The following is a 21,578-nucleotide window of genomic DNA, read 5'->3' as shown; positions in this document are numbered from 1 at the left end:
TTTGGTATCATTTATGGAGCGATGTTGATTCGCTGACCACTTGCGCATTGGGGGATGTCTTGAGCGAACTTTCTGAACTTCAATCTGCAACGGATGCACATGTTCGCTCAAAACGCACTGTTCTCCCTGAAAAGTGGTTTGCCGCGTTCTTGATTGGCCCCGCACTTCTTTTCATTCTGGTGATCGTCGCATGGCCGCTGGCCGAGACGGTCCGCCTGTCTTTTATGGAGGCAGGTCTGGGCGGTGAAGAATATGTGGGTCTCGCAAACTATGAAGAGTTGTTGGAAAGTAAGAGGTTCCACCAAACCGTCTTACGGACGTTTTATTGGATGTTCATATCAGTCGGCCTGAAGTTGGTCTTGGGGTTAATCGGAGCGATGCTTTTGAATGCAGCTATTCCGGGGCGTGGGTTATTCCGCGTGTTGATCATGCCGCCTTGGGTAATCCCGATTGCAGTTGGCTGTGTTGGGTGGCTGTGGCTTTACAATGGTCAGTTCGGAGTACTGTCAGGCGCTGGTCAATACCTGGGTATTCTTGACGGGCCGTACGAATTTCTGGCCTATAAACGAAGCGCGTTTTATTCGGCTGTTGTGACCGACGTTTGGGTCGGCACGCCTATGGTCACGCTGTTCCTTTTGGCCGCAATGCAAGGTGTCAGCCGCGACCTCTACGAGGCGGCATGGGTTGACGGCGCTGGGCGTTGTTACCGGTTCCGCCGGATCACAATCCCGCAGATCATGCCGGTGTTGGTCACCATGGCGCTGTATTCTGCTATCTTCACATTCAATAGCTTCGATATTATCTGGATCTTGACGCAAGGCGGCCCGCGCGGCGCATCCACAACGCTGATTATCGACACGTATAAGGTTGCAATCGGGAACTATAAGTTTGGTGAGGGTGCGGCACGGGTCGTGGTGATCGTGATCCTACTAAGCGCATTTGCGGCGGTATACATGATACTGCTCAACAAACTGCTTCGCCGTTATGGGAGCAAATAAGATGATGGACCGGTACACCAAGCTGCAGACAGTTGGGCTTTATGCCGCGATCGCAGTGTTCTTGTTGTTCATGCTGCTGCCGTTTTTGGAAATGTTTTTGACATCGTTGCGGCCATTGCAACACCTGTTCCGCAGACCCTATCAGTTTTGGTCGGAGGATTTCAGCTTTGACGCTTATTCAGATATGTGGGTGACGGTTCCCCTTCTCGGCCGCTACATCTTTAACTCTATTTTTATCGCAACTTCTGTCACTTTCCTGACCATGATTTTTGTGGTGCCGGCGGCATATGCTTATGCGCGTCTGGACTTTCCGTTCAAAAGTGCGTCGCTTGCTGGTTTTTTGGCCGTGAACATGTTTGCTGGTGCTGTCTTGTTGATCCCGCTTTACCGGGTGCTGCGAATGATGGGCCTGCTGAACACATATTGGGCGATGATTGTTCCGGGCGTGGCGTTCCTGATCCCGACTGGCATCTGGCTGCTGCGTTCCTATCTTGAAAAAATCCCGCGTGAGCTGGAAGAGGCCGCGTTCGTTGACGGAGCAAGCCGCATGTATACGCTGCGTCGGGTGGTTTTACCGCTGGCGACGCCGGGGTTGATCGTGGTCGGCGTGACGGTCTTTATCAGCGCGTATTCACAACAATTTATCTTCGCAATCACATTCAACCAAACCCGAGAGCTACAACCGCTGCCCGCTGGTTTGTACGAATTCATCGGCTACCAGTCGGTGACTTGGAACGAAATGATGGCCGCCGCTTTGGTGGGTGTTCTGCCTGTCATGGTCGTCTTCTTGTTCCTTCAAAAATACCTCGTTGCCGGTTTAACGGCAGGGGCTGTCAAAGAATAACGAAACCTAGGGAGAGTACGAATGAACTTTATAAAAATCACACTTGGAGCGGCGTTGCTGTCGGGAACTGCCATGATGGCGCAGGCGGACGGCCATGCGCAAGAGCTACACTTTATTATGTGTGGCGGCGAAATTCGCGATGCGGATCAAGCTGTTGTAGATCAGTTTGTTGCGGACAACGACGGCGTCACCGTCAACCTCGAAGCGGTTCCTTGGGGCACGTGCCAAGACAAATCGCTGACCCTGGCTGCTGCTGGTGATCCACCTTCCATCGCCTACATGGGATCGCGCACATTGCGTCAGCTGGCCAACAACGATCTGATCGTGCCAGCAAACATCGACCCAGAAACCATGTATCAGCCAGGTGTTTTGAACACGGTGACGATCGAGGGCACGCAGTGGGGGTACCCGCACGCATTTTCGACCAAGGCGCTTTATATCAACTGTGATATCGTCGAAGAGGCTGGCATGGAATGTGTTGCTCCGGCGACATGGGGCGCGATGTATGACATGGCCAAAGGCATCAATGACAACACAGATGTGGCTGGTATCGGTCTTGCGGGCAAAGACTTTGACAACACGATGCACCAGTTCCTGAACTACCTGTATTCCAACGGCGGCGTCGTGATCGACCCAGAGACAGGTGAATCCCGCTTGGACAGTGCCGAAACCCGCGAAACACTTGAGTTTTATGGCAGCCTCGCTGATGTGGCTCAAGAAGGTCCAACTGCCTGGGAACGTGATCAACTGAAAGACCTGTTCAACGATGCTGGCATCGGCATGTATGTGTCCGGTCCGTGGGGTTACGGCCAACACAACGAAGACATCAACCAACTCGTTGCTCCAATCCCGGCTGGCCCATCAGGCGTCAGCGGTTCGATCCTAATCACAGACAGCGTTGTGGTGTTCAAGGGGTCGGGCCACGAAGAACTGGCGCAGGAATTGGCACAACTGATCACATCAGGCGACAGTCAATATGACCTCGACAGCAGCTGGGGTCTAACACCGATCCTGGATTACGAAGCGATGGGCAGAACTGACGTCTATTATTCAGACGGCATCTGGCCAAACTTCACGCAGGCGATTTCGACAGGTGGTCCAGAGCCACTTGTCGAAGATTTCAAATCACTGCAATCCGTGTTCACCAACATGATCCAAGGTATCATCCTGAAGGACGACACAGTGGACAACTTGGTCACGATTGCTGGTGAAGAACTGGCCGACGCCCTGTAAACGTCTTCCTCCCTTGTGGGTGGCGGGAACTGTTCCGCCGCCCACTACCCCACATCATCCCACCCATCCCATTTTCAGAAGCAGGAACCTAGCGCTATGGCGACTCTCGACTTGAACCAGGTCAGCAAATCTTTTGGTGCCGCCAAAGTGCTTCACGACATCAATTTGGCCATAGAAGACAAGGAGTTTGTGGTGTTTGTTGGGCCGTCAGGGTGTGGCAAGTCAACGCTTCTGCGGATCATCGCGGGGCTTGAAGAAGCGACGACGGGCAGCATCATCATCAACGGTGAGGATGTAAGCACCGCGCATCCCGTTGATCGCGGCATCTCAATGGTGTTTCAATCTTATGCCCTTTATCCGCACCTGACTGTCTATGAAAACATTGCGTTTCCACTGCGGGTCCAGAAATTGCCCAAACCAGAACTGGAAGAAGCAGTTGCGCGCGCGGCTGACATTTTGCAGTTGACTGACAAATTGCAACTCAAGCCCGGCCAATTGTCTGGCGGTCAGCGTCAACGCGTCGCGATTGGACGATCCATTGTGCGAAATCCGAAGATATTCTTGTTTGACGAACCGCTGTCCAACCTTGATGCGGCTTTGCGCGGCGACATGCGCGTGGAACTAAGCCAGCTTCACAAACAGCTCGATGCCACGATGGTCTACGTCACTCATGATCAAATCGAAGCGATGACAATGGCGGACCGGATCGTTGTCCTGAAAGATGGCAGGGTTGAGCAGTTTGGCTCTCCGATGGACCTATATCATCACCCCGCAACCAGATTTGTAGCCAGCTTTATCGGTCAACCGAATATGAACTTTGTGCCTGCGACCGTGACCGGAACCAAGGGCGGTCTTGCCGTTGATCTGGAGGGTGGTCATCAAATGGTGCTGCCGGTCGATACAACTGGGGTCGCGAAAGGTGACCCAGTTGAGGTCGGCATTCGACCCGAAGACGTTGCACTGGGCGAGTCCGGTTTGGATATCTCAATCCGAGTCCTAGAGCGTCTTGGCGGTGCGACGATCACATACGGGACGATCGGGTCTGCTGAAACGCGGTTCTGCAGCTCTCTCGCGGGGAATGCACCGATTGAGCAAGGCACAAACATGACCCTAACCATCGCACCAGAATCCTGCCATGTTTTCAATGCGAACGGCGATGTGTTGTCGCGTCTGACTGTGCCGGAACAAACACGATGAAAGTTGTAACTGCGGGAATTGGTCTGCGCGCAGCGCATGTCCTGTCGATCTTCAAAGAAACTATGCCAGAAATGGAGATTGTGGGGTTTTATGATCCACAGCCCACACACCTGCATTTGATCGGCGATGACGTTCCCCAGTTTGGTGATGTCGCGCAAATGCTGGAACACACACAGCCGGATCTGTTCTTTGTCGCCTCTCCGAATTGCTTTCACTTCGAACATATTAAACTTGGTCTCGCGGCTGGCGTGCGGATGTTTTCCGAAAAACCTGTGGTCACGACCAAGGCTGACACCATCGAATTAGCGGGGCTGCTGGCGGAACATGGCACCGATCAGGTGATTGTCGGATTGGTGTTGCGGCATTCGCAACATATGATTGATTTGCGCGCGGTTCTGGATGACCTCGGGCCGATCACGTCCCTTGAAGCCAGCGAACACATCGCCCCGTATCACGGTGCGTTTTTCATGCGCGACTGGCGGCGCATGGTGGCTTGGTCTGGTGGGTTCATGTTGGAAAAATGTTGCCACGATCTTGATATCTACAACATGGTGACGCGCAGCCGGCCCAAGCGCGTCGCAAGCTTTGGTGGACGTAAATCGTTTACCGCAGAATTTACGCCGACGTCTAACACAGAAAACGAGATTATGCACCGTAAGGCGTCTGTCTGGGAAAGCTGTGATGATGCTTTCCTATCTGATGGCGACATCATCGATTACCAAACGGCGATTATTCAATACGAGTCCGGTGCGTCGCTGTCGTTTCATACCAATTTGAATGTGCCTGACGAACACCGGCGGTTCTGCATGATGGGCGCTCTTGGCATGGCCGAAGGTGATTTTAGCCGTGGTTTTCTAAACGTCACAGCCCGTGACGGCCATACGATTGCAGAACATGATTACACCAAAGGCGACCCAGCAAAAAACAGTGCCCATTACGGTGCGGACCACATGATGGTCGCAGATATCGTGGCCTTCTTGCGCGGTGAAACCAGCGGCCTTCCTGTCGGTGTCGTCGACGCGCTTGAGGCCGGATTGGCCGCGATGGCTGTGGATGAAGCCCGTATCAGCGGCACAATAGTCGATATGACAGTCACTTGGGCGCAATTTGACGGCTTTGGGTTGCGCGCATGAAACCTGAATTGACTGCACATGGTCACCTGATGGCCAACGAGGCCGCGCAGGCCATGGCTGTGTTTTGTGCATCGGCCAGTCAGGATCTAACTGCGCTGGTCGCACAGCAAGGTATTGGTGATGCCAAGGCGATTTATACGATCGCGCGGGGGTCATCGGATGCCGTCGCAAATATTCTAAGCTATGAATTTATGCGTGAATTGGGTGTGCCGGTGACATCGTTGCCACCATCAGTGTTCTCGCTCGGGCGCGGTGTGGATGTTGGTGGAGCTGCGGTTCTTATCATCTCACAATCCGGGGCCAGCGATGATCTGGTGTATTCCGCCAAGGGCGCAGCTGCCAAAGGTGCCAAAGTTATTGCCATCACCAATCAGCCCTATTCGTCCGTGGAAAAAGCGGCGGCACTGGCGATTCCGATCGGTGCGGGGGCCGAACTTGCGGTACCAGCCACAAAAACGGTCGTCGGGTCAATTGCTGCTGGAACGGCATTGCTGTCGGCTTTGGTCCCGTCTTACGGTTTGCGCGCAAAATCAGCGATCGATTGCCTGCGTGCAATTTCAACGGTTCATCCAAAGGCAGACGACTTGCGTGCATCGTTTCTGCGGGCGCGGCATGTCTATGTCATTGGTCGTGATACGGGGTACGGGGCCGCCCATGAAGTGGCTCTCAAACTCAAAGAATGCTGCGCCCTTCATGCAGAGGCTTATTCCGCATCCGAGGTTTTGCACGGCCCATTACAATTGGCGACTAACCCTCTTATGGTCTTGATCCTCGATACGGGCGCGGGCAATATAAAAGCCAGCCTAGATCAGGCCGAAGCACGGTTTCGCGCTGTTGGATGTGACGTGCAGCGCATCAGTCCCGCTGATTTGGGGGCCCGCGACCTAACCCCTGCTGCCGCTGCTGCGCTTATGCTGGCAGTGATGTATCAGATCATTCTAAAGACGGCTTTGGCATTGGGGTTAAACCCTGATGCCCCTGAAACATTATCGAAGGTCACCAAAACCACATGAGAAATTCAGCATCACTTGACCGTTGGGACACTTGGCGTGAAATACATTCACAGCCCACCATTTGGTCGGCATGGGGGCGCGATTTTGATCCGGCACCCTTGCGTGACTGGATCGACGAACAGCACGTTGATGAGGTCTTGTTTTGCGGTGCCGGCACCAGTGCCTTTATCGGTGATATTATTGTTGCGGGCCTTGAAGGGCAGGTTGGCCCACGTCTGCGATCAGTGCCAAGCACTGATCTGGTCGCGCGCCCGCAGGCGTTCTTGCGCGGCAAACGCCCATTGCTGGTCAGCTTTGGACGATCAGGAAACAGTACTGAGAGTATTGGCACGCTGGATGCATTGGACGCGTTGGCGCCAACGGCCCCGCGTTTGCATATCACCTGCAACGGTGACGGCGCATTGGCACAGCGTCCAAGCATGGGGCCTTCCAAGGTCATTGTTCTCCCCCCTGAAACCCACGACGCGGGTTTTGCCATGACGTCCAGCTTTTCCACAATGTTGCTTACGGCGTTGGCGCTGTTTGATTCGCCCTGTGATTTCTCGGCGCGGATGGATGGGATGGCGACTGAACTGACCCGATTGTTACCGATCTTCGGTGCGGCCACGAATGATGTTGCGGCGCGCAGTGTTTATCTGGGGACAGGCCCCTTGGCCCGTGCCGCACGAGAGTCTGCGTTGAAGGTTTTAGAGTTGACGGCAGGACAAACGCCGACATTATCTGACAGTACGTTGGGGTTCCGACATGGGCCAAAATCGTTTGTAACAGATGGTACAAACATAACGGTGTTTCTAAGCCCGCAGTCACCTGCGGATGCGTATGAAACTGATTTGGTCGCCGAACTGCGAAACCAGTTTCCCAGTGCTGCGGTCACGACAATCGGCGCAGGCGGCGACATTGAAATCGTAATGCCCGCTGGTCCAACTTGGGCTGCTCCGCTGTGTGTCGCCGCATCACAAGTGAGCGGGGTTATTTGGTCCGATGCATTAGGTCTGAATGTGGACAATCCATTTGCGGGCCAAGGTACCCTGAGCCGTGTTGTTGATGGTGTTAAACTCTATCCGGTGGCGACATGATTGCGGCTGGTATCGACGCTGGCGGCACGAAAATAGAGGTGCAATTGTTTAATGCCGACTGGCTGGTGGTTGAAAGCAAACGCATTGCATCACCAACAGATTACGACCAGTTGGTTGCAGCAATTGCGGACCTGATTTCGTGGGTCGATGCGCAAGTGGGGAAAATCATTCCAGTGGGCCTCGGGTTCCCCGGCCTGATTGATCGCAACACCGGTTTTGCACTGACGGCGAATTTACCCACTACGGGCAGACCTCTGCCGCGCGATATTAATGTGGCGTGCAGTCGCAACATTACTTTTTTGAACGATTGCCGCGCGCTTGCGTTGTCTGAGGCTGTATTTGGGCACGGTAAAGGCCACAGAACGGTTCTGTCATTGATCCTTGGGACCGGTATTGGCGGCGGAATTGCGATTGACGGCGTGCTGTGGTCGGGCCCCAATGATATTTCAGGTGAATTCGGCCACACGCCTCTGGCGGCCCATCTGGTGCAGGAATTCGATTTGCCGTTGGTGCGGTGCGGCTGTGGCCGGATGGGGTGCGTTGAAACTTTGATTGCTGGCCCCGGCCTAGCCCGTTTGGCTGCGGCCCTGACTGGAATCCAAGCATCACCGCCAGAATTGATGCACCTGCGCGCGACCAACCCTACAATACAACGGGTCTGGGATATCTGGTGTAAGATCACGGCGGAATTGCTGCACAGTATTATTTTGACGGTCGACCCTGATGTGATCATTTTGGGCGGTGGTCTGTCCAAAATCGACAGCATCGCGGCTGATCTACAGATTGCGTTGCATGGCATCCAACTGGCTGCGCTGCGTGACACACGTATTTTATGTGCCCAAGGCGGTGACGCAAGTGGCGCACGTGGGGCCGCATTTGCAGCGCTTCACGAGGCCCGACATGTCTGAGGTGTTGCGTGATATCATCAAGCGCAATCGCGCAGGGCAAGCCGTGGCGATCCCGTCAGTGTGTTCAGCGCAAGCAGATGTCATTCTTGCGTCGCTGTTGCGGGCTCAAACGCTGGACCGCGCCATTGTGATCGAAGCAACCAGCAATCAGGTGAACCAATTTGGTGGCTACACTGGAATGCGTCCCAGTGATTTCATGGCGTTTGTTCGTGGTATTGCAAAGGCCGCCGATGTTGATCTTGACCGCATTCAATTTGGTGGTGATCATCTTGGGCCGCAGGTTTGGCGCGATGAAAGCTCGGATAGCGCGATGGCCAAAGCGCATGAACTGGTGACAGATTATGTGAGGGCCGGTTTCACAAAAATCCACTTGGATTGTTCCGAGGGCTGCGTAAGTGAGCTAGCCCAATTAGACGACGAAATCACCTCTGCTCGCTCTGCTGAACTCGCGCGAACCTGTGTGAACTTGGCTGATGATTTGATGTTTATTGTGGGCACCGAAGTGCCGCCGCCGGGCGGTGCACGCACAGATGAATGCGGTGATATTGCTGCAACGTCGCCTGATGCTGCCAGCGCGACTCTCGCGCTTCACATGGATAAGTTCGGTGAGATAGCGGCCCTAATTGGTGGCTTGGTGGTACAGCCGGGGGTGGAATTTTCACCGGTGCAGATCCACCACCTCCCCATGGCTAAAGACCCGAAACTGATCCAATCGATTGCGGATTGGCCATCTGTTTGCCTAGAGGCACATTCTACCGATTATCAGCACCCACAGGTGTTTCCACGCCTCGCCCAGCTTGGGTTTGCCTTTCAAAAAGTCGGTCCCGCGCTGACGCTCGCATACCGCCAAGCGTTGTATTCTCTCGATATTGTGCGCAGTTTGTCGTCGCGCGGCGAACGGCATTTATCCGCGGCCTTAGAAACTGCAATGTTGGACGATCCGCGGTACTGGCAAAGTCATTATCAAGGTGACGCAGAGCAGCTATTACAGCAGCGCCACTTTGGATTGGCGGACAGGATCAGATATTATTGGCCAGTCCCTTCTGTGCAGGCTGCGGTGCAGCAACTTGTTGTTGATCTGCCCCGCCAAATTCCCGATCCTATTTTGTGGCAGGTCTTTGGCCAGCCTGTTCTTGATCGTGCAGAAGACCTAGCGGGTTCGCAGATCGAACGACTTGTTCGGGCGCAAATCCAAATCGCGCTTGATCCGTATTTCTTTGATCCTTCGACAGGGGGCACGCAATGACATCCCAGTGGGTTTTCCCTGATCGGGTATTTGACGGCGCCACATTGCGCGATAGCATGGCAATGCAATACCAACACGGCCGCATTGTTGGTCTGCGCTCTGTTGGGGCGGTTCCGCTGGATGCACAAAAGGTGCAGATTGCGGGAACGGTTAGCCCCGGCTTTGTCGACTTGCAGGTCAACGGCGGCGGCGGCGTGTTGTTAAACGATAATCCGACATTGGACGGGATGCGTGCCATTATTCAGGCACACCGCCAATTCGGCACAGTGGCTGTGATGCCAACCGTGATAACCGACACCCATGATGTGATGGCCGCCGCCGCCGATGCGGCGATTAAGGCCAACGGCGAACTCGGCTTTGTTGGCCTGCACATCGAAGGCCCCCATATTTCGCAGACCCGCCGCGGCACACATGGCGCACAATTTATCCGGCCCTTGGACGGGTCGACAATCGCGGTGGTTGCCAAGCTGGCGCGCGCAGGTATTTCAACCATGATCACGGTGGCACCTGAAGCGGCGACGTCTGCGCAGATTGCTGAACTAGCGGGACTGGGCGCGGTCGTATCGCTGGGACATACTGATGCGACATCCCAGCAGGTGACAGCTGCATTTGCAGCAGGTGCAACATGCGCGACCCATTTGTTTAATGCCATGTCACAAATGCTGAACCGGTCGCCAGGTACTGTGGGGGCTGTGATAAATTCGCAGGCCTATGCGGGTATCATTTGCGATGGCCGCCACGTGGCTGACGAAATGGTTGGTCTTGCGATCCGTGCACGCCCCGTTTCGGGCCGCATGTTTCTTGTATCTGACGCGATGCCAACTGTCGGCGGCCCTGATGCGTTCGAGTTGTATGGGGACACGATCATGCTGAAGGACGGCCAACTGGTGAATTCTGAGGGCAGTTTGGCCGGCGCCCATATCACGATGGCGCAAAGCGTTCAGCGTTTGGTGTCCGTTGTTGGGGTCGAAAGAGAAACTGCATTGCAAATGGCCATAACAGTACCTGCCCATGTCATAAAGCAGCCCGCATTGGCTGACGTTTTGGGCCGCTCAATCGACGACCTGTTGGTGCTGGGCGAAGATTGCACCGTTATCGCCACTTTGGGCGACTTGTTGAGTGCGTCCGATGACGTTATCGCGAACAAGGCTCCGTGACCGCTTTCACGCTCGAAATCTGTGTGGACACCGTTGATGTGCTCGACGTCTGTGCCACGCCGATGGTCGACAGGATTGAATTGTGTTCCGCGTTAAGCGCTGGGGGATTAACGCCATCGATCGGACTTATGCGAAGTGCTAATTCGATTCGGGAAAAGACCCACGCAATGATCCGGCCGCGTGCTGGCGATTTTGTATATGGCGCGCGCGACATTGATGTGATGCGCGCAGATATCGGCGCTGCAAAGAATGCTGGGCTTGCTGGTATCGTAATCGGTGCTGCGACGCAGGAGCGAGAGTTGAACATCGACGTTCTTGGGGATTTGATCCGTCGCGCAGGCGGTCTTTGCGTCACATTGCACCGCGTGATCGACACCTTGATTGATCCTTTGGCGGCGATCGACATTGCAGCAGACCTTGGCATCAGCCGCATTCTGACGTCAGGGAAGGAACTGACGGCGATGCACGGTGCGGATTTTATTGCCGACATGAAACAACACGCAGCGGGTCGGATTGAAATCATGGCTGGTTCCGGTGTTAACGCGACCAATTTGGCTACCTTGGCTGCTCAAACCGGTATCCGCGCTTTCCACAGTTCAGGCGGCCATAGTGGGATGCCACCAGACGACCCGTTTGGTTTGGGGTCCGCCGGCAACCCTGAACTTGTTCTCGGCAATATTTCAAAAATGCATGCCGTCCTGCTTGGCCTTAATTTTGGGGCCTATATACCTAGCTAGGTTTTTGATCCCTTGGTTTGATGGTGCGATCTATTCTTTGGAATGTAAGGAAGCATTATGGGACAAATACGTCATGGCTGCGCCACGACTACGCACGCCATCAGAGCAACAATACAGCGATCGCAAGCTACGACCGCAGCTTTGAGTCGAGAACTTGGTATAAATGTCAAAACGGTCTCCAAATGGCGCAAGCGCAAAACTGTAGAAGACCGCAAGACTGGCCCCACGGACCCCAGTTCGACCGTTCTCAGCGCGGGTGAAGAGGCGATGATCGTCTCTTTTCGACGTCATACGCTCCTACCGCTGGATGATTGTCTTTATGCCTTGCAGCCAACTATCCCACATCCATTGCCCGGCAGTTGCTTGCGGAGCAAGCAATGAGAGGGGGACGCGATCTTCCCTGCATCGTTGTTTGCAACGGCATGGGATATCCCGACTGCCAGATATGGAGGGCGACAAGCCGAAACGACAAAAGTTCAAACGCTATCCGATCGGATATTTTCATATCGACATTGCAGAGTTGCGCACCAACGAAGGAAAACTTTATCTCTTTGTTGCCATTCATTGCCCGGCAGTGAATCGCAAAGCGATGTCACGAGAGGGACCGAACCAGCAAGTTTGCCGTGGCACGGCTTGTAGAAAAAGCAAATCGCAAGACGGCCTGGGAGTTCCTGGAGGCTGTGCTGAAAGCGGTGCCATACAAGATCCACACAATTCTGACGGACAAGGGCATTCAATTTTGTGAGCAACCACGTAACCGGAACACACCATATTCACGGCCTATGCGGTTCGACATGATCTGCGATGCCAACAGGATTGAGCACCGGCTGACCAAGCCCAACCATCCATGGACCAATGGCCAGGTTGAGCGGATGAACCGCACGATCAAGGACGCAACAGTCAGGCGGCATCACTACGACAAGAATGATCAGCTGCACACCCATCTCGCAGACTTCATAGCGGCCTACAATTTCGCTCGAAGGCTGAAGACGCTCAACGGCCTGACGCCGTACGAATACATCTGCAAGATAGGGACTTCAGAACCAGAAAGATTCATCGTTAATCCGATCCACCAGATGCCGGGACCGAACACCTAGGCTCAGGACCCGTTAAACTACTTGATGCTACGATGTCTGCGTGATTCAAAGTCCCAAAGTTTGGGGGATAGAATTAGTAATCATTATTGGCTGAGTGAAGTGCAGATGGATCGGCTTCGGCCTTACTTTCCGAAGAGTCGAGGCCGTGCACGCGTAGATGATCGCCGCGTTCTGAGCGGCATTATTTTCATTAACCGCAACGGGGCGAATGACGGTTCGGGCCGCGGGCCCAATTAAACGTCCAGTGGACGTTTCAAGGCATGAACGGGCAGAGCCCCGTCTAAGGTGGTGTGATGCGCCTGCGGAATATGGGCGGCCGAAGACTTTGTATGATCGTTGGAAGCGCTAGAGTGACATGGGTGTGTTCGCCCCGATCATGATGGGGCTGGCAGAACAGGCCCCAGATAATAAAACAATTTCGATCCCCTCTCATCGAAACTGTGTTTCGACTGCCGGGCAGTGGATGCAACCTACCTCAAGGCACACCGCACGGCTTCCAGCCTGGGGCTAAAAAAAGGGGGTGTAGGCGCCTGTTTCACTGCCCGGCAGGACATTGCTGCGCAATGCCCCGGTACGGCCCGATCATCTGCTTGCGCCGGTCTGTCACGGATCGATACCGCATCATTAAACTTGCCCAAGCCGCCGCGCTTCATCGTGGCATGGCGAGACCGCCGAATGGATCGCGTCGCACGCAGATGCGCTAGCAATTTCTTTTTAAGTACGCCGCGTATTTGGATACACAGGCTTCGATAGATCGTCTCGTGGGGGGCCCATTTCGTCTTCGTCGTCGGGATGTTCGCGCATCAGCCAGCCTGCGATTTGCCCGCGGCGACCACCTTGCGGATCAGCTTGGCCAATATTGCCCCACACAGATCGACATTGCCTTCCAGCTTGCATGGCTTCGGGTGGTGGGAGCGCAACCAAGCGGCATCATCTGATGACGCGGCACGGTAGCGCTTTGGGCCGCCGTTGCGTCTGACTTCGCGACTGATTGTCGATTCCGAGCACTTCAAAGAACGCGCAATTGATCGTAGGGAGAGCTGCGCGATCAGGCCTCGTGAGACCGCCTCTCCGTCGGCTAAAGTCAGGGCCAGACGGGATCTGATACGATGAGCTGGCCGGATACAACCTGTGCGCGCATGGAGCGGATAAATCGAAGATGATGCACGATCAAAACCACGCCCAATCGAGCTCATCGACTCTCCGCGCTGCCAGCGATCCCATATCTCATACTTCTGTTTGTCACTGAAAAACACGCGGCAACGATACTTCATAGGGCTCACTCCATCTTTGGTTAAAGACTAAAGTGTTGCGTCGACCGGTTGAAATCGCCGCTCAAACCTGATGGGGTTGATGGCTCCTGCTCCAACCAGCGTCGCAATGCGCTATACTGCAGGTGTCGAAACCTACTTATAAAAGGAGCCAACCCCATGCAAGTTACCACAATCGGCGTTGATCCATCGACCGGCAGGCGAATGCGCAGCAATCGCTGAGAGGTTGGCCAAGAACATTTTTCAAGTTCATGGGATCACTGAAGACGAAGAGGTCGCCTTCAACAGGCCTTTGAGACGGGCACAGCTGTTGCCGTTCTTCTCCAAGATTGAGCCCTGCCTGATTGGTATGGAAGCCTGCAGCAGCGCGCATCATTGAGCTCGGGAGTTAACAGTGTTGGGCCACGATGTCCGCCTGATCCCACCGATTTATGTCAAACCATACGTCAAGCGCGGCAAGTCTGATGCGATCGATGCAGAGGCCATTTGTGAAGCGGTGACCCGTCTGACGATCATTGCCGGCAGGTGAAGCTTGCATTCACCGAGAGGGCGGTTTGTTGCGATAAAGACCGTTGAACAGCAAGCTTTTTTGTCACTCCATCGCGCACGAGCTCTGCTTGTCCGCCAACGCACGCAGCTGATCAATAGCTTGCGTGGCCTGGTTGCTGAGTTCGGCGTTTACATCGCGAGGGGCCTCGCGAGGATCATCGGATTTGCAGAGGATGTTTTAGTAGGCGAAGTGCTAGACTTGCCCGAAATTGCCAAGGAAGTGATCCATAATCTATGCGAACATCTCATGGCATTGCATGTACGGATTCGGTGGTATGAAGATCGGCTCAAGCTGGTCGCCAAGGAAGATGTGCGGGTCCGTTTGTTGCGCACTATTCCCGCTCTCGGGCATGTAAACATGCCCTGCTGGGCAGTGGGACGTTGGTGTTGTGACAGCCTCGGCGATCATCGCCAGCATTGGTGATGGCCATCAATTCAGCAATGGCCGCGAGTTTGCAGCATGGTTGGGGTTGACGCCCGCGAACAAATCCAGCGGCGGTAAAGAGAAACTCGGGCGCATTACAACCCTCTCGGGACATTGCGTCGTGCTGCAAGCACGCCCATGGCGTGACGCAATACCCTGTCCCGTTGCCGGGCAACACATGCACAGCATGTGTGAGAGGGGGCAGTGAATGGGTGATCAATACTTACGATCATTGCTGGTCGTTAGCATGACATCACTCGTCCGACAGACCAAGTCGCACCCGGAGCGAGCAAGCAAGTGGCTGACATCACTGCTGGAACGAAAACCCGTGCGCGTCGCAACCGTCGCTATCGCTGCCCGAGAGGGGCCAATAAAACGGCAAGGATCGTCTGGGCCGTTTTAACGCGCAACGAACCTTATACACCGCACATTACTTAAGAGAGGAAGAACAAAGAGTTAGCAAGACCCACGAGATGATGGTGCATAAGTCTGCCGCCAAAACCAGGACACCCCGTCGAAAGTCCCGGGCGATATAGCCCGCTAAGCTGTAAGGGACTTGGTCTGCGGAACCCATCCGTTGCCCGGCAGGCGATTGCGTAGCAATCTGCCGAGAGGGGGGCAGCGGGAACACATGACTGCTTCTGACAAATGCACAAATCTGATCAAATATGTCTTGCTATGCAGGAGCCATCCATACAGGACTTTCGTTTAGGCCCGCACCAATGACCTCTCCTGACACATTTGCAAAAATACGTGCGCTGATGCTGCCCCGTCAATTCGCCAAAAACTCCTCATTTTGGCTCGATGACGGGGCCCTTGGAAAATGGTGTTTCATATGATGTCGTCAAACCTAAATCCGCAAAGACTAACTTTGGACAACTGATATCTGCGCACAATAACCTACCGACGTATTCCGACCGATCCCTGCCCATCATCCCGAGCTTTGGGAGCGCAAGTGTCAGCGTTGCATTCGCCCGTATGCATGGCGCACGGGCCTCTCCTAATGTGCCATCACAACCTGAAGGGACATCCAAGGACAGAATGGGTGCGTCTGACGCGTTAGCAGCGACAATGAACTCGGCGGCCATCCCCCGAGGCGCACCCCTTAAGGCTGTAGCCAATCAACCCATCTAAGATCAGATCATAGTTTGAACTGAGGGCCAGAGGTTCAATGAGATTGATTTGTGAAATCTTTTTCAGAATATCGAACTGAGCTTGCGGGACGTTGGACAGATCACTTTCCGCGCGGCTCAGACCAATATCGCAGGTGGCACCCCAATTGACCAAACTTCGCGCGGCCACAATGGCACCACCTGCGTTGACGCCAGTCCCAGCAAGCACAGCCACACGCTTGCCGACCACGTTACCACCTAGGAACATATCACGCGCAACGTTGGCGAGCTGCAGACCAGCGTTCTCCATCATCTGGAATAGACTGATGCCAACCTCTTCCATCATCAGGCGATCAATCTCGATCATCTGGTCCGTTGTCACTTCTGGGAGATTGGAGACTATTGGATAAGGCTTTCCTGAACCAGTCGTCATGGTGCTGTCAGTGCATTTACTGCGAGATGCGCAGTCGGCGGTTCAAAGCACAAGATGCGATCCTCAGCAGTCAGGCGTGGCATGCCCGAGCCGGGTGGTTCGTCATTCATACGCATGATCATCAACCCAAGGTTCGGCGCGTCGAAGCTGACGTGATGCTGGGCAGTGACGCTGGGCAGTGTGCTCCGCAAACATCAATGCAATCAGCACCTTTCGACGCAACGGATGGTGCATGGTTGTTTCAGCCTCTTGCATGGTGAAGCCCGTATCGGTCAGGGCCGAAATGCTTTGAAAACGCGGGGCGTCGATTGGCATTCCCGTCAACCGCAATGCGGTGCCGCCGACCCGTTCAACGATCAACGACACCGCAAGAATGATGAGCAATGTAAGTCCTGCAGTCATGGTTTACACCAACTCCGCGTCCGTCATGATTTCGACCATTGCCGGGCCATCCACCGCGAGGGCTTTTCGAATGGCATCGGCGATGTCTTTGGTCTTGGTCACTTTTTGGCCATGTCCCCCACATAGCTTTGCAAACGCTGCGAACGATGGGTTTTGCAAATCTGTTTCCCAAACTGGCCACTCGCCCGAACGTCGTTCCTTTGAGATTTTGCCAAGTTGTCCGTCGTGCAAAAGGATATGAGTGACATCCATGCCGTATTTGACCGCCGTGGTGAAATCCATCGGGTATTGGCCAAAGCCACCGTCGCCAGAGATCGACACGACCTTGCGTCCTTTGAACTCTGTCAAATCTTGTGTTGCTGCCCACGCACCCATGCCCGCAGGGAACCCAAATCCGATAGAGCCAAGATAACCGGACATCTGCACCCGCTGCGTGCCCTTGGTTTCAAGATAGCGGCCAAAGGAATATGTATTATTGCCCACATCAACAGCAAAGATCGTGTCGTCGGGCACCAGCTTTCCAAGCGCCTCAAAGACAGCAAACGAATGAATACCCTCTCCGTGCTCCTCAGCAAGACGACGATGTTTTTCGTCGCGCCACATGGCCCAGCTGTCGGCAAGTTCGCGGATTTGGTTTGCGGCGTCAGCGTTGGGCTTGATCCGGTCGACAGCAGCATCGCAGAATACGCCAACCTCGCCCCAAACAGGGATCTTCACGGGATGGAACTTCCCAAGCTGCATGCGGTCGTAGTCTAACTGAATGATGTTTTGCTTTAACGCGATCCCAGTATGATTTTAAAAACTGGCTTCAAAAGCGACCAGAACATCTGCGTCGTTCATGAACCAGCTTGCAATTTGTGTGTCAGAGCGCCCAAGCACGCCACCGCCTAGCGGATGGCGATCAGGCACCAACCCTTTGGCTTTGAACGTTGTCACAACAGGTGCGCCGATCTTTTCGGCAAGAGCGATGATTTGCGCGCGCACCGTAAGCGCCATGGCCAACCACAATCATTGGTCGCTTTGCTGAATTCAAAAGCGCCACTGCTGCTTCAATTTCATCTTCCGCTGGAGTGACCCGTGTGCCGCTCATCCGACCGATGGGCGTGCCTGCGGGTTTGTCAGATGGAAGCGTTTGCACATCGTCAGGGAAAATCAAATGCGCCACATCTTGATTGACGATTGCGTTCTTGCAGGCCAGCGACATTAGTTCTGCGTGGTTTGACGTGCTAAGCACCGGTTGCGAGAAGTGCGCGACTGCCTGAAACGCTCCCGGCCCAAAGACCTGCGTTTGCACTTGTCCGGTCAGGGCTAAAACTGGTGCGGGATCGACTTTCGCGTCCCATATTCATGTCATCAGATTGGTCGCACCCGGCCCGACGATGGTCAGACAAGCCGCAGGTTTCCCAGTCAGTTTGCCATAGGCCGATGCTGCAAATGCGGCTACCCCCTCATGTCGGATACCGTAATACTTAAGCTTTTTATCGATTACCGATCTTTGGATCACGTTAGCGAGACCAAGGTTGGAATGCCCCACCATCCCGAAAACTGATTGTACGCCCCAGTTTGTCATCGTCTCTACCATGACATCTGTGACGGTGTGGGTATGCGGTGGTTCAGCTTCTAGACCTACGAAAATCTCACCATCGCGGATGTCGAGCGGATACATTTTTGGCCGCTGTCTTCGAGCCCGCCGGGTGGTTTGCCTGTAAGCGGATCAAAATCCCATCCATGCCAAGGACACCTGATCCAGCATTTATCATCGAGCCCCTTTTCAATAGCCCCTTCGCCAAGCGGACCTTTCTGATGTGGGCAATGATTGTTCATTGCGGACCAGTGCCCGTCAAAACGCACCAGACAGATCGATGTCGTGCGCGCGGTGACCGTTTTGACACGACCCTCCGGAAGGTCCTGCACGTGGCCCACAGAAATTCAATCGAGGGTTTTCTGATCCATGTTCTGTCCTATCTAAGCCACAACACCAAAGACCACGCCCGAAATTGCGGCCATGTCCTTTTTCCAAGTTGTCAGATCGTCGGCATTAAATTTCGACAGATGATCATGCCCACAAGCCCGCGCCATAACCTGCATCAATCCAACGCTGGCCACGAAGAAATTCACCAACTGTTGGGCGAATTTTTCGGCCACCAATCGGTTGACCAAATGTGGTTTTTGCGTCGCGATCCCGACAGGGCAGTTGTGTGTATGGCAGGCCCGCATCGCAAGGCACCCGATTGCTTGCATCGCTGAATTGGACACCGCGATCGCGTCCGCCCCCAAGGCCATTGCCTTGATGAAATCAGCTGGCTTACGCAGGCCGCCAGTGATGACCAGCGTCACGTCGCTGCGCCCGAGTTTATCAAGGTGACGTCGCGCGCGGGCCAAGGCAGGGATCGTCGGGACTGATATATTGTCACGGAAGATAATTGGCGCGGCCCCTGTGCTGTCGCCACGACCATCCAAGATCACATAGTCCACGCCCTCAGCCAACGCTGCATCGATGTCCTTTTTGATATGCTGCGCAGAGAGCTTGTAGCCGATAGGAACGCCGCCAGTTTTATCCCGCACTTCGTCAGCGAATTCTTTGATTTGGCTCACCCCGGTCCATTCATGAAAACGTGGTGGAGATATTGCTGATGTCCCCGGTTCCAGCCCCTTGGCCATCTTTAAAATGGAACGCCTGAACCCGGTCCAACTTATCCCGAACCGACCAGAGGCCAGTTCGTAAAAGTAGCGGCTATTTTCGGACTGTTCCTCAGGCAGCATGCCACCTTCGCCCGAATAAATTCCGGTGTCTGCCAATTCGGCACCGCGCGCGAGCGCTACCTTGGCTGATTGCGATAAAGCACCAAAGCTCATGTCAGACACAAACAGCGGGGTTTTCAGTTTCAGCAACTTTTGTGGGTTTGGCCCAATCACCACCTCGGTTCCAACGGGGTCATCGTCCAACAGGGGCGGCTTAAACAATTGCGCGGGCAGCAGCTGGATATCATTCCAATCCGGCAATTCATTGCGCGGAACACCCATAGATTCCACAACGCCGTGGTGGCCGGTTTTCGACAGGCCGGACTTTGCATAGCTTTGTATCAACCCATTGTAGGGCTCGGCATCCGATCCGTGGCTGGGATCAGCGTACAGCCCAAGATAGGCGTTTCGGTTATAGGGCTGCGGATTGGCAAGACCCCATGCGTTAATCTCATCCGCATCGACGCAAACATCGTCGCCCTCAAGTCACGATTTGAACTTTGGCAATTTCTCATCTTTGGCGTAGGCGGACACGCCACTGTCCAATCGGTAATCCCAGTTATGAACACCACAGATCAGATCGTTCCCACGCACATGCCCGTCTGACATTAACGCACCCCGATGCAGGCAACATCCGTAGAAAACCGAAACCGCTTCGTCGAAACGAACGATCACGAGGTCGACTTCGCCCACAATGGCGTATTCTGGTTTGTGGTCTGCTAAGTCGTTGAGTTGGAAGATGGATGTTTTTTCATAAGATTTCCTTTAATCAGGCGTCGTGAAATGTGTCGGGTTTTCCATAACTAAAAGCGCATATGGTGCCGTCGCTAACCAACGCGGGCCAAACCAGCCAAGGGGCGAAGGCCAAAAAGACTAGCGAGGGTCAAGCCAAGTATGGGCTTTGTCAGATGGGCGATTGCACCGAGTGCAGGGGTAGCCCTAAATGGAAAGAACACTGACCTTGTTCGCAATTGCCGCCGATGAGAACCGCCCCGATATGTGGCCGTGCCAGCCAACGCAAACGCGCCGACACCTTCGTAATTATCAGACGTCATACCTGCAGACTTAGCGCGCCTGTGCGTTTGCCCGTGGCGGTGTAACTCTGGTCGGTGCCACTGAATACGAGCTAATTTTTTGCCGCGGTTCTGGCCAAATTTCTATCCTCCCGCGCTTAACCTTGCGGATCGGCGGCGCAGGGCTTCGAGTGTGAAAAGCAAGGCGGCGGACAGCACGATCAACAGGGTCGCCACTGCAAGAATTGTCGGATTGATCTGTTCGCGCAAACCCGAGAACATCTGCCTTGGGATTGTTCGTTGTTCTGGCCCTGCAAGGAACAGTACCAAAACCACTTCATCGAACGATGTGACGAATGCAAACAGCCCGCCTGAAATAACGCCAGGCCGGATCAGCGGGATGACCACGTCCCAAAACACCTTGACAGGTGACGCGCCAAGGCTGAGACCCGCAACAAATAAGGATCGATCGAACCCACTGAGCGTGGCCGTGACAGTGATAATCACAAATGGCACGCCCAATGCCGCGTGGGCGATGATAAGGCCTGTGAATGTCCCCACGAGATTGAATTGCGTGTAGAAAAAGAACATGCCCGCCGCTATGATAATGAGCGGTACGATCATTGGCGACAGCAAAAGCGCGGTGATGAGACGTTTGTACGGCATCCACTGCGATGACAGGCCGACGGCGGCCAGTGTGCCAAGAACCGTGGCTATGATCGCCGCGATGGTGCCGACAATGAAACTGTTTCGTATCGCAAGAAGCCAGTTTGGGTCGTCAATAATTTCTTGATACCAGCGCATCGAATAGGCGTCAGGATCAAGCGACAACATGCCTTCGGTGAAGGTAAAGAACGGTTGGGAGTTGAACGACAACGGCATAATGACGAGGATCGGCAACATCAAAAACAACAGCACCAGAAATGCGGTGACCCGCAGACCGTAGTGACCTGTGATGTGCCAGAATGAATAATATTCAGGGAAGCGTTTCAT

The 21,578-nt window shown here is 54.3% G+C and carries 21 protein-coding genes and 5 pseudogenes; 15 read left to right on the top strand and 11 right to left on the bottom strand.

Going from position 1 to position 21,578, the window contains the following annotated elements; genetic code table 11:
• The first annotated feature begins 59 nt into the window (after positions 1 to 59).
• The 13 genes and pseudogenes from OAN307_RS21750 to OAN307_RS27245 all read left to right on the top strand — a co-directional run.
• Positions 60 to 998, top strand: coding sequence for a carbohydrate ABC transporter permease (locus tag OAN307_RS21750; protein ID WP_015501632.1), 939 nt, complete (start codon positions 60 to 62; stop codon positions 996 to 998).
• A complete protein-coding gene (locus OAN307_RS21745; protein WP_245540923.1) occupies positions 985 to 1,842 on the top strand; it encodes a carbohydrate ABC transporter permease in 858 nt (285 codons plus the stop codon). The genes OAN307_RS21750 and OAN307_RS21745 overlap by 14 nt, the downstream gene beginning before the upstream one ends.
• Before the next feature lie 21 nt (positions 1,843 to 1,863).
• Positions 1,864 to 3,075, top strand: a complete 1,212-nt coding sequence (locus tag OAN307_RS21740; RefSeq protein WP_015501630.1) for an ABC transporter substrate-binding protein — start codon at positions 1,864 to 1,866, stop codon at positions 3,073 to 3,075.
• A 96-nt stretch (positions 3,076 to 3,171) separates the two neighbouring features.
• A complete protein-coding gene (locus OAN307_RS21735) occupies positions 3,172 to 4,272 on the top strand; it encodes an ABC transporter ATP-binding protein (protein ID WP_015501629.1) in 1,101 nt (366 codons plus the stop codon).
• Positions 4,269 to 5,405: a Gfo/Idh/MocA family protein gene (locus OAN307_RS21730; protein WP_015501628.1), complete on the top strand. Its 1,137-nt coding sequence runs from the start codon at positions 4,269 to 4,271 to the stop codon at positions 5,403 to 5,405. Before OAN307_RS21735 ends, OAN307_RS21730 begins: the two co-directional genes overlap by 4 nt.
• Before the next feature lie 29 nt (positions 5,406 to 5,434).
• Positions 5,435 to 6,418, top strand: coding sequence for an SIS domain-containing protein (locus OAN307_RS21725; protein ID WP_144055658.1), 984 nt, complete (start codon positions 5,435 to 5,437; stop codon positions 6,416 to 6,418).
• The gene (locus OAN307_RS21720; protein WP_015501626.1) at positions 6,415 to 7,494 is read left to right on the top strand and encodes an SIS domain-containing protein; all 1,080 of its coding nucleotides are present in this window, start codon (positions 6,415 to 6,417) and stop codon (positions 7,492 to 7,494) included. Before OAN307_RS21725 ends, OAN307_RS21720 begins: the two co-directional genes overlap by 4 nt.
• Positions 7,491 to 8,402, top strand: coding sequence for an ROK family protein (locus OAN307_RS21715; protein WP_015501625.1), 912 nt, complete (start codon positions 7,491 to 7,493; stop codon positions 8,400 to 8,402). Before OAN307_RS21720 ends, OAN307_RS21715 begins: the two co-directional genes overlap by 4 nt.
• Positions 8,395 to 9,648, top strand: a complete 1,254-nt coding sequence (locus OAN307_RS21710) for a class II D-tagatose-bisphosphate aldolase non-catalytic subunit (protein ID WP_015501624.1) — start codon at positions 8,395 to 8,397, stop codon at positions 9,646 to 9,648. Before OAN307_RS21715 ends, OAN307_RS21710 begins: the two co-directional genes overlap by 8 nt.
• The gene (locus tag OAN307_RS21705) at positions 9,645 to 10,805 is read left to right on the top strand and encodes an N-acetylglucosamine-6-phosphate deacetylase (RefSeq protein ID WP_015501623.1); all 1,161 of its coding nucleotides are present in this window, start codon (positions 9,645 to 9,647) and stop codon (positions 10,803 to 10,805) included. The genes OAN307_RS21710 and OAN307_RS21705 overlap by 4 nt, the downstream gene beginning before the upstream one ends.
• A complete protein-coding gene (locus OAN307_RS21700; RefSeq protein WP_015501622.1) occupies positions 10,802 to 11,542 on the top strand; it encodes a copper homeostasis protein CutC in 741 nt (246 codons plus the stop codon). The genes OAN307_RS21705 and OAN307_RS21700 overlap by 4 nt, the downstream gene beginning before the upstream one ends.
• Before the next feature lie 57 nt (positions 11,543 to 11,599).
• A pseudogene (locus tag OAN307_RS27250) lies at positions 11,600 to 12,639 on the top strand (IS481 family transposase).
• A 72-nt stretch (positions 12,640 to 12,711) separates the two neighbouring features.
• Positions 12,712 to 13,167, top strand: a pseudogene (locus OAN307_RS27245) (hypothetical protein); the annotation flags it as partial.
• A 35-nt stretch (positions 13,168 to 13,202) separates the two neighbouring features.
• Here OAN307_RS27245 and OAN307_RS31755 read toward each other — a convergent pair.
• Positions 13,203 to 13,913, bottom strand: a pseudogene (locus tag OAN307_RS31755) (transposase); the annotation flags it as partial.
• 289 nt (positions 13,914 to 14,202) lie between these two features.
• On the opposite strand from OAN307_RS31755, the pseudogene OAN307_RS31750 reads away from it, so the two are divergent.
• A pseudogene (locus tag OAN307_RS31750) lies at positions 14,203 to 14,983 on the top strand (IS110 family RNA-guided transposase); the annotation flags it as partial.
• A gap of 105 nt (positions 14,984 to 15,088) precedes the next feature.
• Positions 15,089 to 15,232, top strand: a pseudogene (locus OAN307_RS31520) (IS110 family transposase); the annotation flags it as partial.
• A 442-nt stretch (positions 15,233 to 15,674) separates the two neighbouring features.
• On the opposite strand, the gene OAN307_RS31515 reads toward OAN307_RS31520, so the two are convergent.
• From OAN307_RS31515 to OAN307_RS21655, 10 genes are all read right to left on the bottom strand, one after another.
• On the bottom strand, positions 15,675 to 15,971 hold the full coding sequence (locus OAN307_RS31515; protein WP_083903170.1) for an NAD(P)H-hydrate epimerase: 297 nt from the start codon (positions 15,969 to 15,971) through the stop codon (positions 15,675 to 15,677).
• Positions 15,943 to 16,362 carry an NAD(P)H-hydrate epimerase gene (locus tag OAN307_RS21675; RefSeq protein ID WP_187292510.1) on the bottom strand — a complete coding sequence of 140 codons (420 nt, stop codon included), beginning with the start codon at positions 16,360 to 16,362 and terminating at the stop codon, positions 15,943 to 15,945. The genes OAN307_RS31515 and OAN307_RS21675 overlap by 29 nt, the downstream gene beginning before the upstream one ends.
• Positions 16,363 to 16,530: 168 nt before the next feature.
• The gene (locus OAN307_RS21670; protein WP_044044237.1) at positions 16,531 to 16,830 is read right to left on the bottom strand and encodes a hypothetical protein; all 300 of its coding nucleotides are present in this window, start codon (positions 16,828 to 16,830) and stop codon (positions 16,531 to 16,533) included.
• A 3-nt stretch (positions 16,831 to 16,833) separates the two neighbouring features.
• Positions 16,834 to 17,547 (bottom strand): thiamine pyrophosphate-dependent enzyme, encoded by a 714-nt coding sequence (locus OAN307_RS29505; RefSeq protein WP_217564371.1) that lies wholly within the window; start codon positions 17,545 to 17,547, stop codon positions 16,834 to 16,836.
• Positions 17,548 to 17,625: 78 nt separating this feature from the next.
• Positions 17,626 to 17,826, bottom strand: a complete 201-nt coding sequence (locus OAN307_RS29500) for a hypothetical protein (RefSeq protein WP_217564370.1) — start codon at positions 17,824 to 17,826, stop codon at positions 17,626 to 17,628.
• A gap of 349 nt (positions 17,827 to 18,175) precedes the next feature.
• Positions 18,176 to 18,496, bottom strand: a complete 321-nt coding sequence (locus OAN307_RS29495; protein ID WP_217564369.1) for a thiamine pyrophosphate-binding protein — start codon at positions 18,494 to 18,496, stop codon at positions 18,176 to 18,178.
• Positions 18,457 to 18,744 carry a Rieske (2Fe-2S) protein gene (locus OAN307_RS29490; RefSeq protein WP_217564368.1) on the bottom strand — a complete coding sequence of 96 codons (288 nt, stop codon included), beginning with the start codon at positions 18,742 to 18,744 and terminating at the stop codon, positions 18,457 to 18,459. Before OAN307_RS29490 ends, OAN307_RS29495 begins: the two co-directional genes overlap by 40 nt.
• A gap of 51 nt (positions 18,745 to 18,795) precedes the next feature.
• Entirely contained in the window at positions 18,796 to 19,854 is a 1,059-nt protein-coding gene (locus OAN307_RS21660; RefSeq protein ID WP_245540921.1) for an FMN-binding glutamate synthase family protein, read from the bottom strand.
• A gap of 204 nt (positions 19,855 to 20,058) precedes the next feature.
• A complete protein-coding gene (locus OAN307_RS29485; RefSeq protein WP_217564402.1) occupies positions 20,059 to 20,313 on the bottom strand; it encodes a Rieske (2Fe-2S) protein in 255 nt (84 codons plus the stop codon).
• A 416-nt stretch (positions 20,314 to 20,729) separates the two neighbouring features.
• Positions 20,730 to 21,578, bottom strand: a complete 849-nt coding sequence (locus OAN307_RS21655) for an ABC transporter permease (RefSeq protein ID WP_015501619.1) — start codon at positions 21,576 to 21,578, stop codon at positions 20,730 to 20,732.

This window comes from Octadecabacter antarcticus 307 (genome assembly GCF_000155675.2).
GTDB classification, from domain to species: Bacteria; Pseudomonadota; Alphaproteobacteria; order Rhodobacterales; family Rhodobacteraceae; genus Octadecabacter; species Octadecabacter antarcticus.
This window is presented reverse-complemented; position numbering and strand designations above follow the sequence as displayed.

Coding starts and splice junctions, on each gene's coding strand:
- OAN307_RS21745 (WP_245540923.1), top strand. CDS start 985: ATGGGAGCAAATAAGATGATGGACCGGTACACCAAGCTGCAGACAGTT.
- OAN307_RS21740 (WP_015501630.1), top strand. CDS start 1,864: ATGAACTTTATAAAAATCACACTTGGAGCGGCGTTGCTGTCGGGAACT.
- OAN307_RS21735 (WP_015501629.1), top strand. CDS start 3,172: ATGGCGACTCTCGACTTGAACCAGGTCAGCAAATCTTTTGGTGCCGCC.
- OAN307_RS21730 (WP_015501628.1), top strand. CDS start 4,269: ATGAAAGTTGTAACTGCGGGAATTGGTCTGCGCGCAGCGCATGTCCTG.
- OAN307_RS21725 (WP_144055658.1), top strand. CDS start 5,435: ATGGCCAACGAGGCCGCGCAGGCCATGGCTGTGTTTTGTGCATCGGCC.
- OAN307_RS21720 (WP_015501626.1), top strand. CDS start 6,415: ATGAGAAATTCAGCATCACTTGACCGTTGGGACACTTGGCGTGAAATA.
- OAN307_RS21715 (WP_015501625.1), top strand. CDS start 7,491: ATGATTGCGGCTGGTATCGACGCTGGCGGCACGAAAATAGAGGTGCAA.
- OAN307_RS21710 (WP_015501624.1), top strand. CDS start 8,395: ATGTCTGAGGTGTTGCGTGATATCATCAAGCGCAATCGCGCAGGGCAA.
- OAN307_RS21705 (WP_015501623.1), top strand. CDS start 9,645: ATGACATCCCAGTGGGTTTTCCCTGATCGGGTATTTGACGGCGCCACA.
- OAN307_RS31515 (WP_083903170.1), bottom strand. CDS start 15,971: ATGGCCGCCGAGTTCATTGTCGCTGCTAACGCGTCAGACGCACCCATT.
- OAN307_RS21675 (WP_187292510.1), bottom strand. CDS start 16,362: ATGATCGAGATTGATCGCCTGATGATGGAAGAGGTTGGCATCAGTCTA.
- OAN307_RS21670 (WP_044044237.1), bottom strand. CDS start 16,830: ATGACTGCAGGACTTACATTGCTCATCATTCTTGCGGTGTCGTTGATC.
- OAN307_RS29500 (WP_217564370.1), bottom strand. CDS start 17,826: ATGGCGCTTACGGTGCGCGCGCAAATCATCGCTCTTGCCGAAAAGATC.
- OAN307_RS29495 (WP_217564369.1), bottom strand. CDS start 18,496: ATGTATCCGCTCGACATCCGCGATGGTGAGATTTTCGTAGGTCTAGAA.
- OAN307_RS21660 (WP_245540921.1), bottom strand. CDS start 19,854: ATGGGTGTTCCGCGCAATGAATTGCCGGATTGGAATGATATCCAGCTG.
- OAN307_RS21655 (WP_015501619.1), bottom strand. CDS start 21,578: ATGAAACGCTTCCCTGAATATTATTCATTCTGGCACATCACAGGTCAC.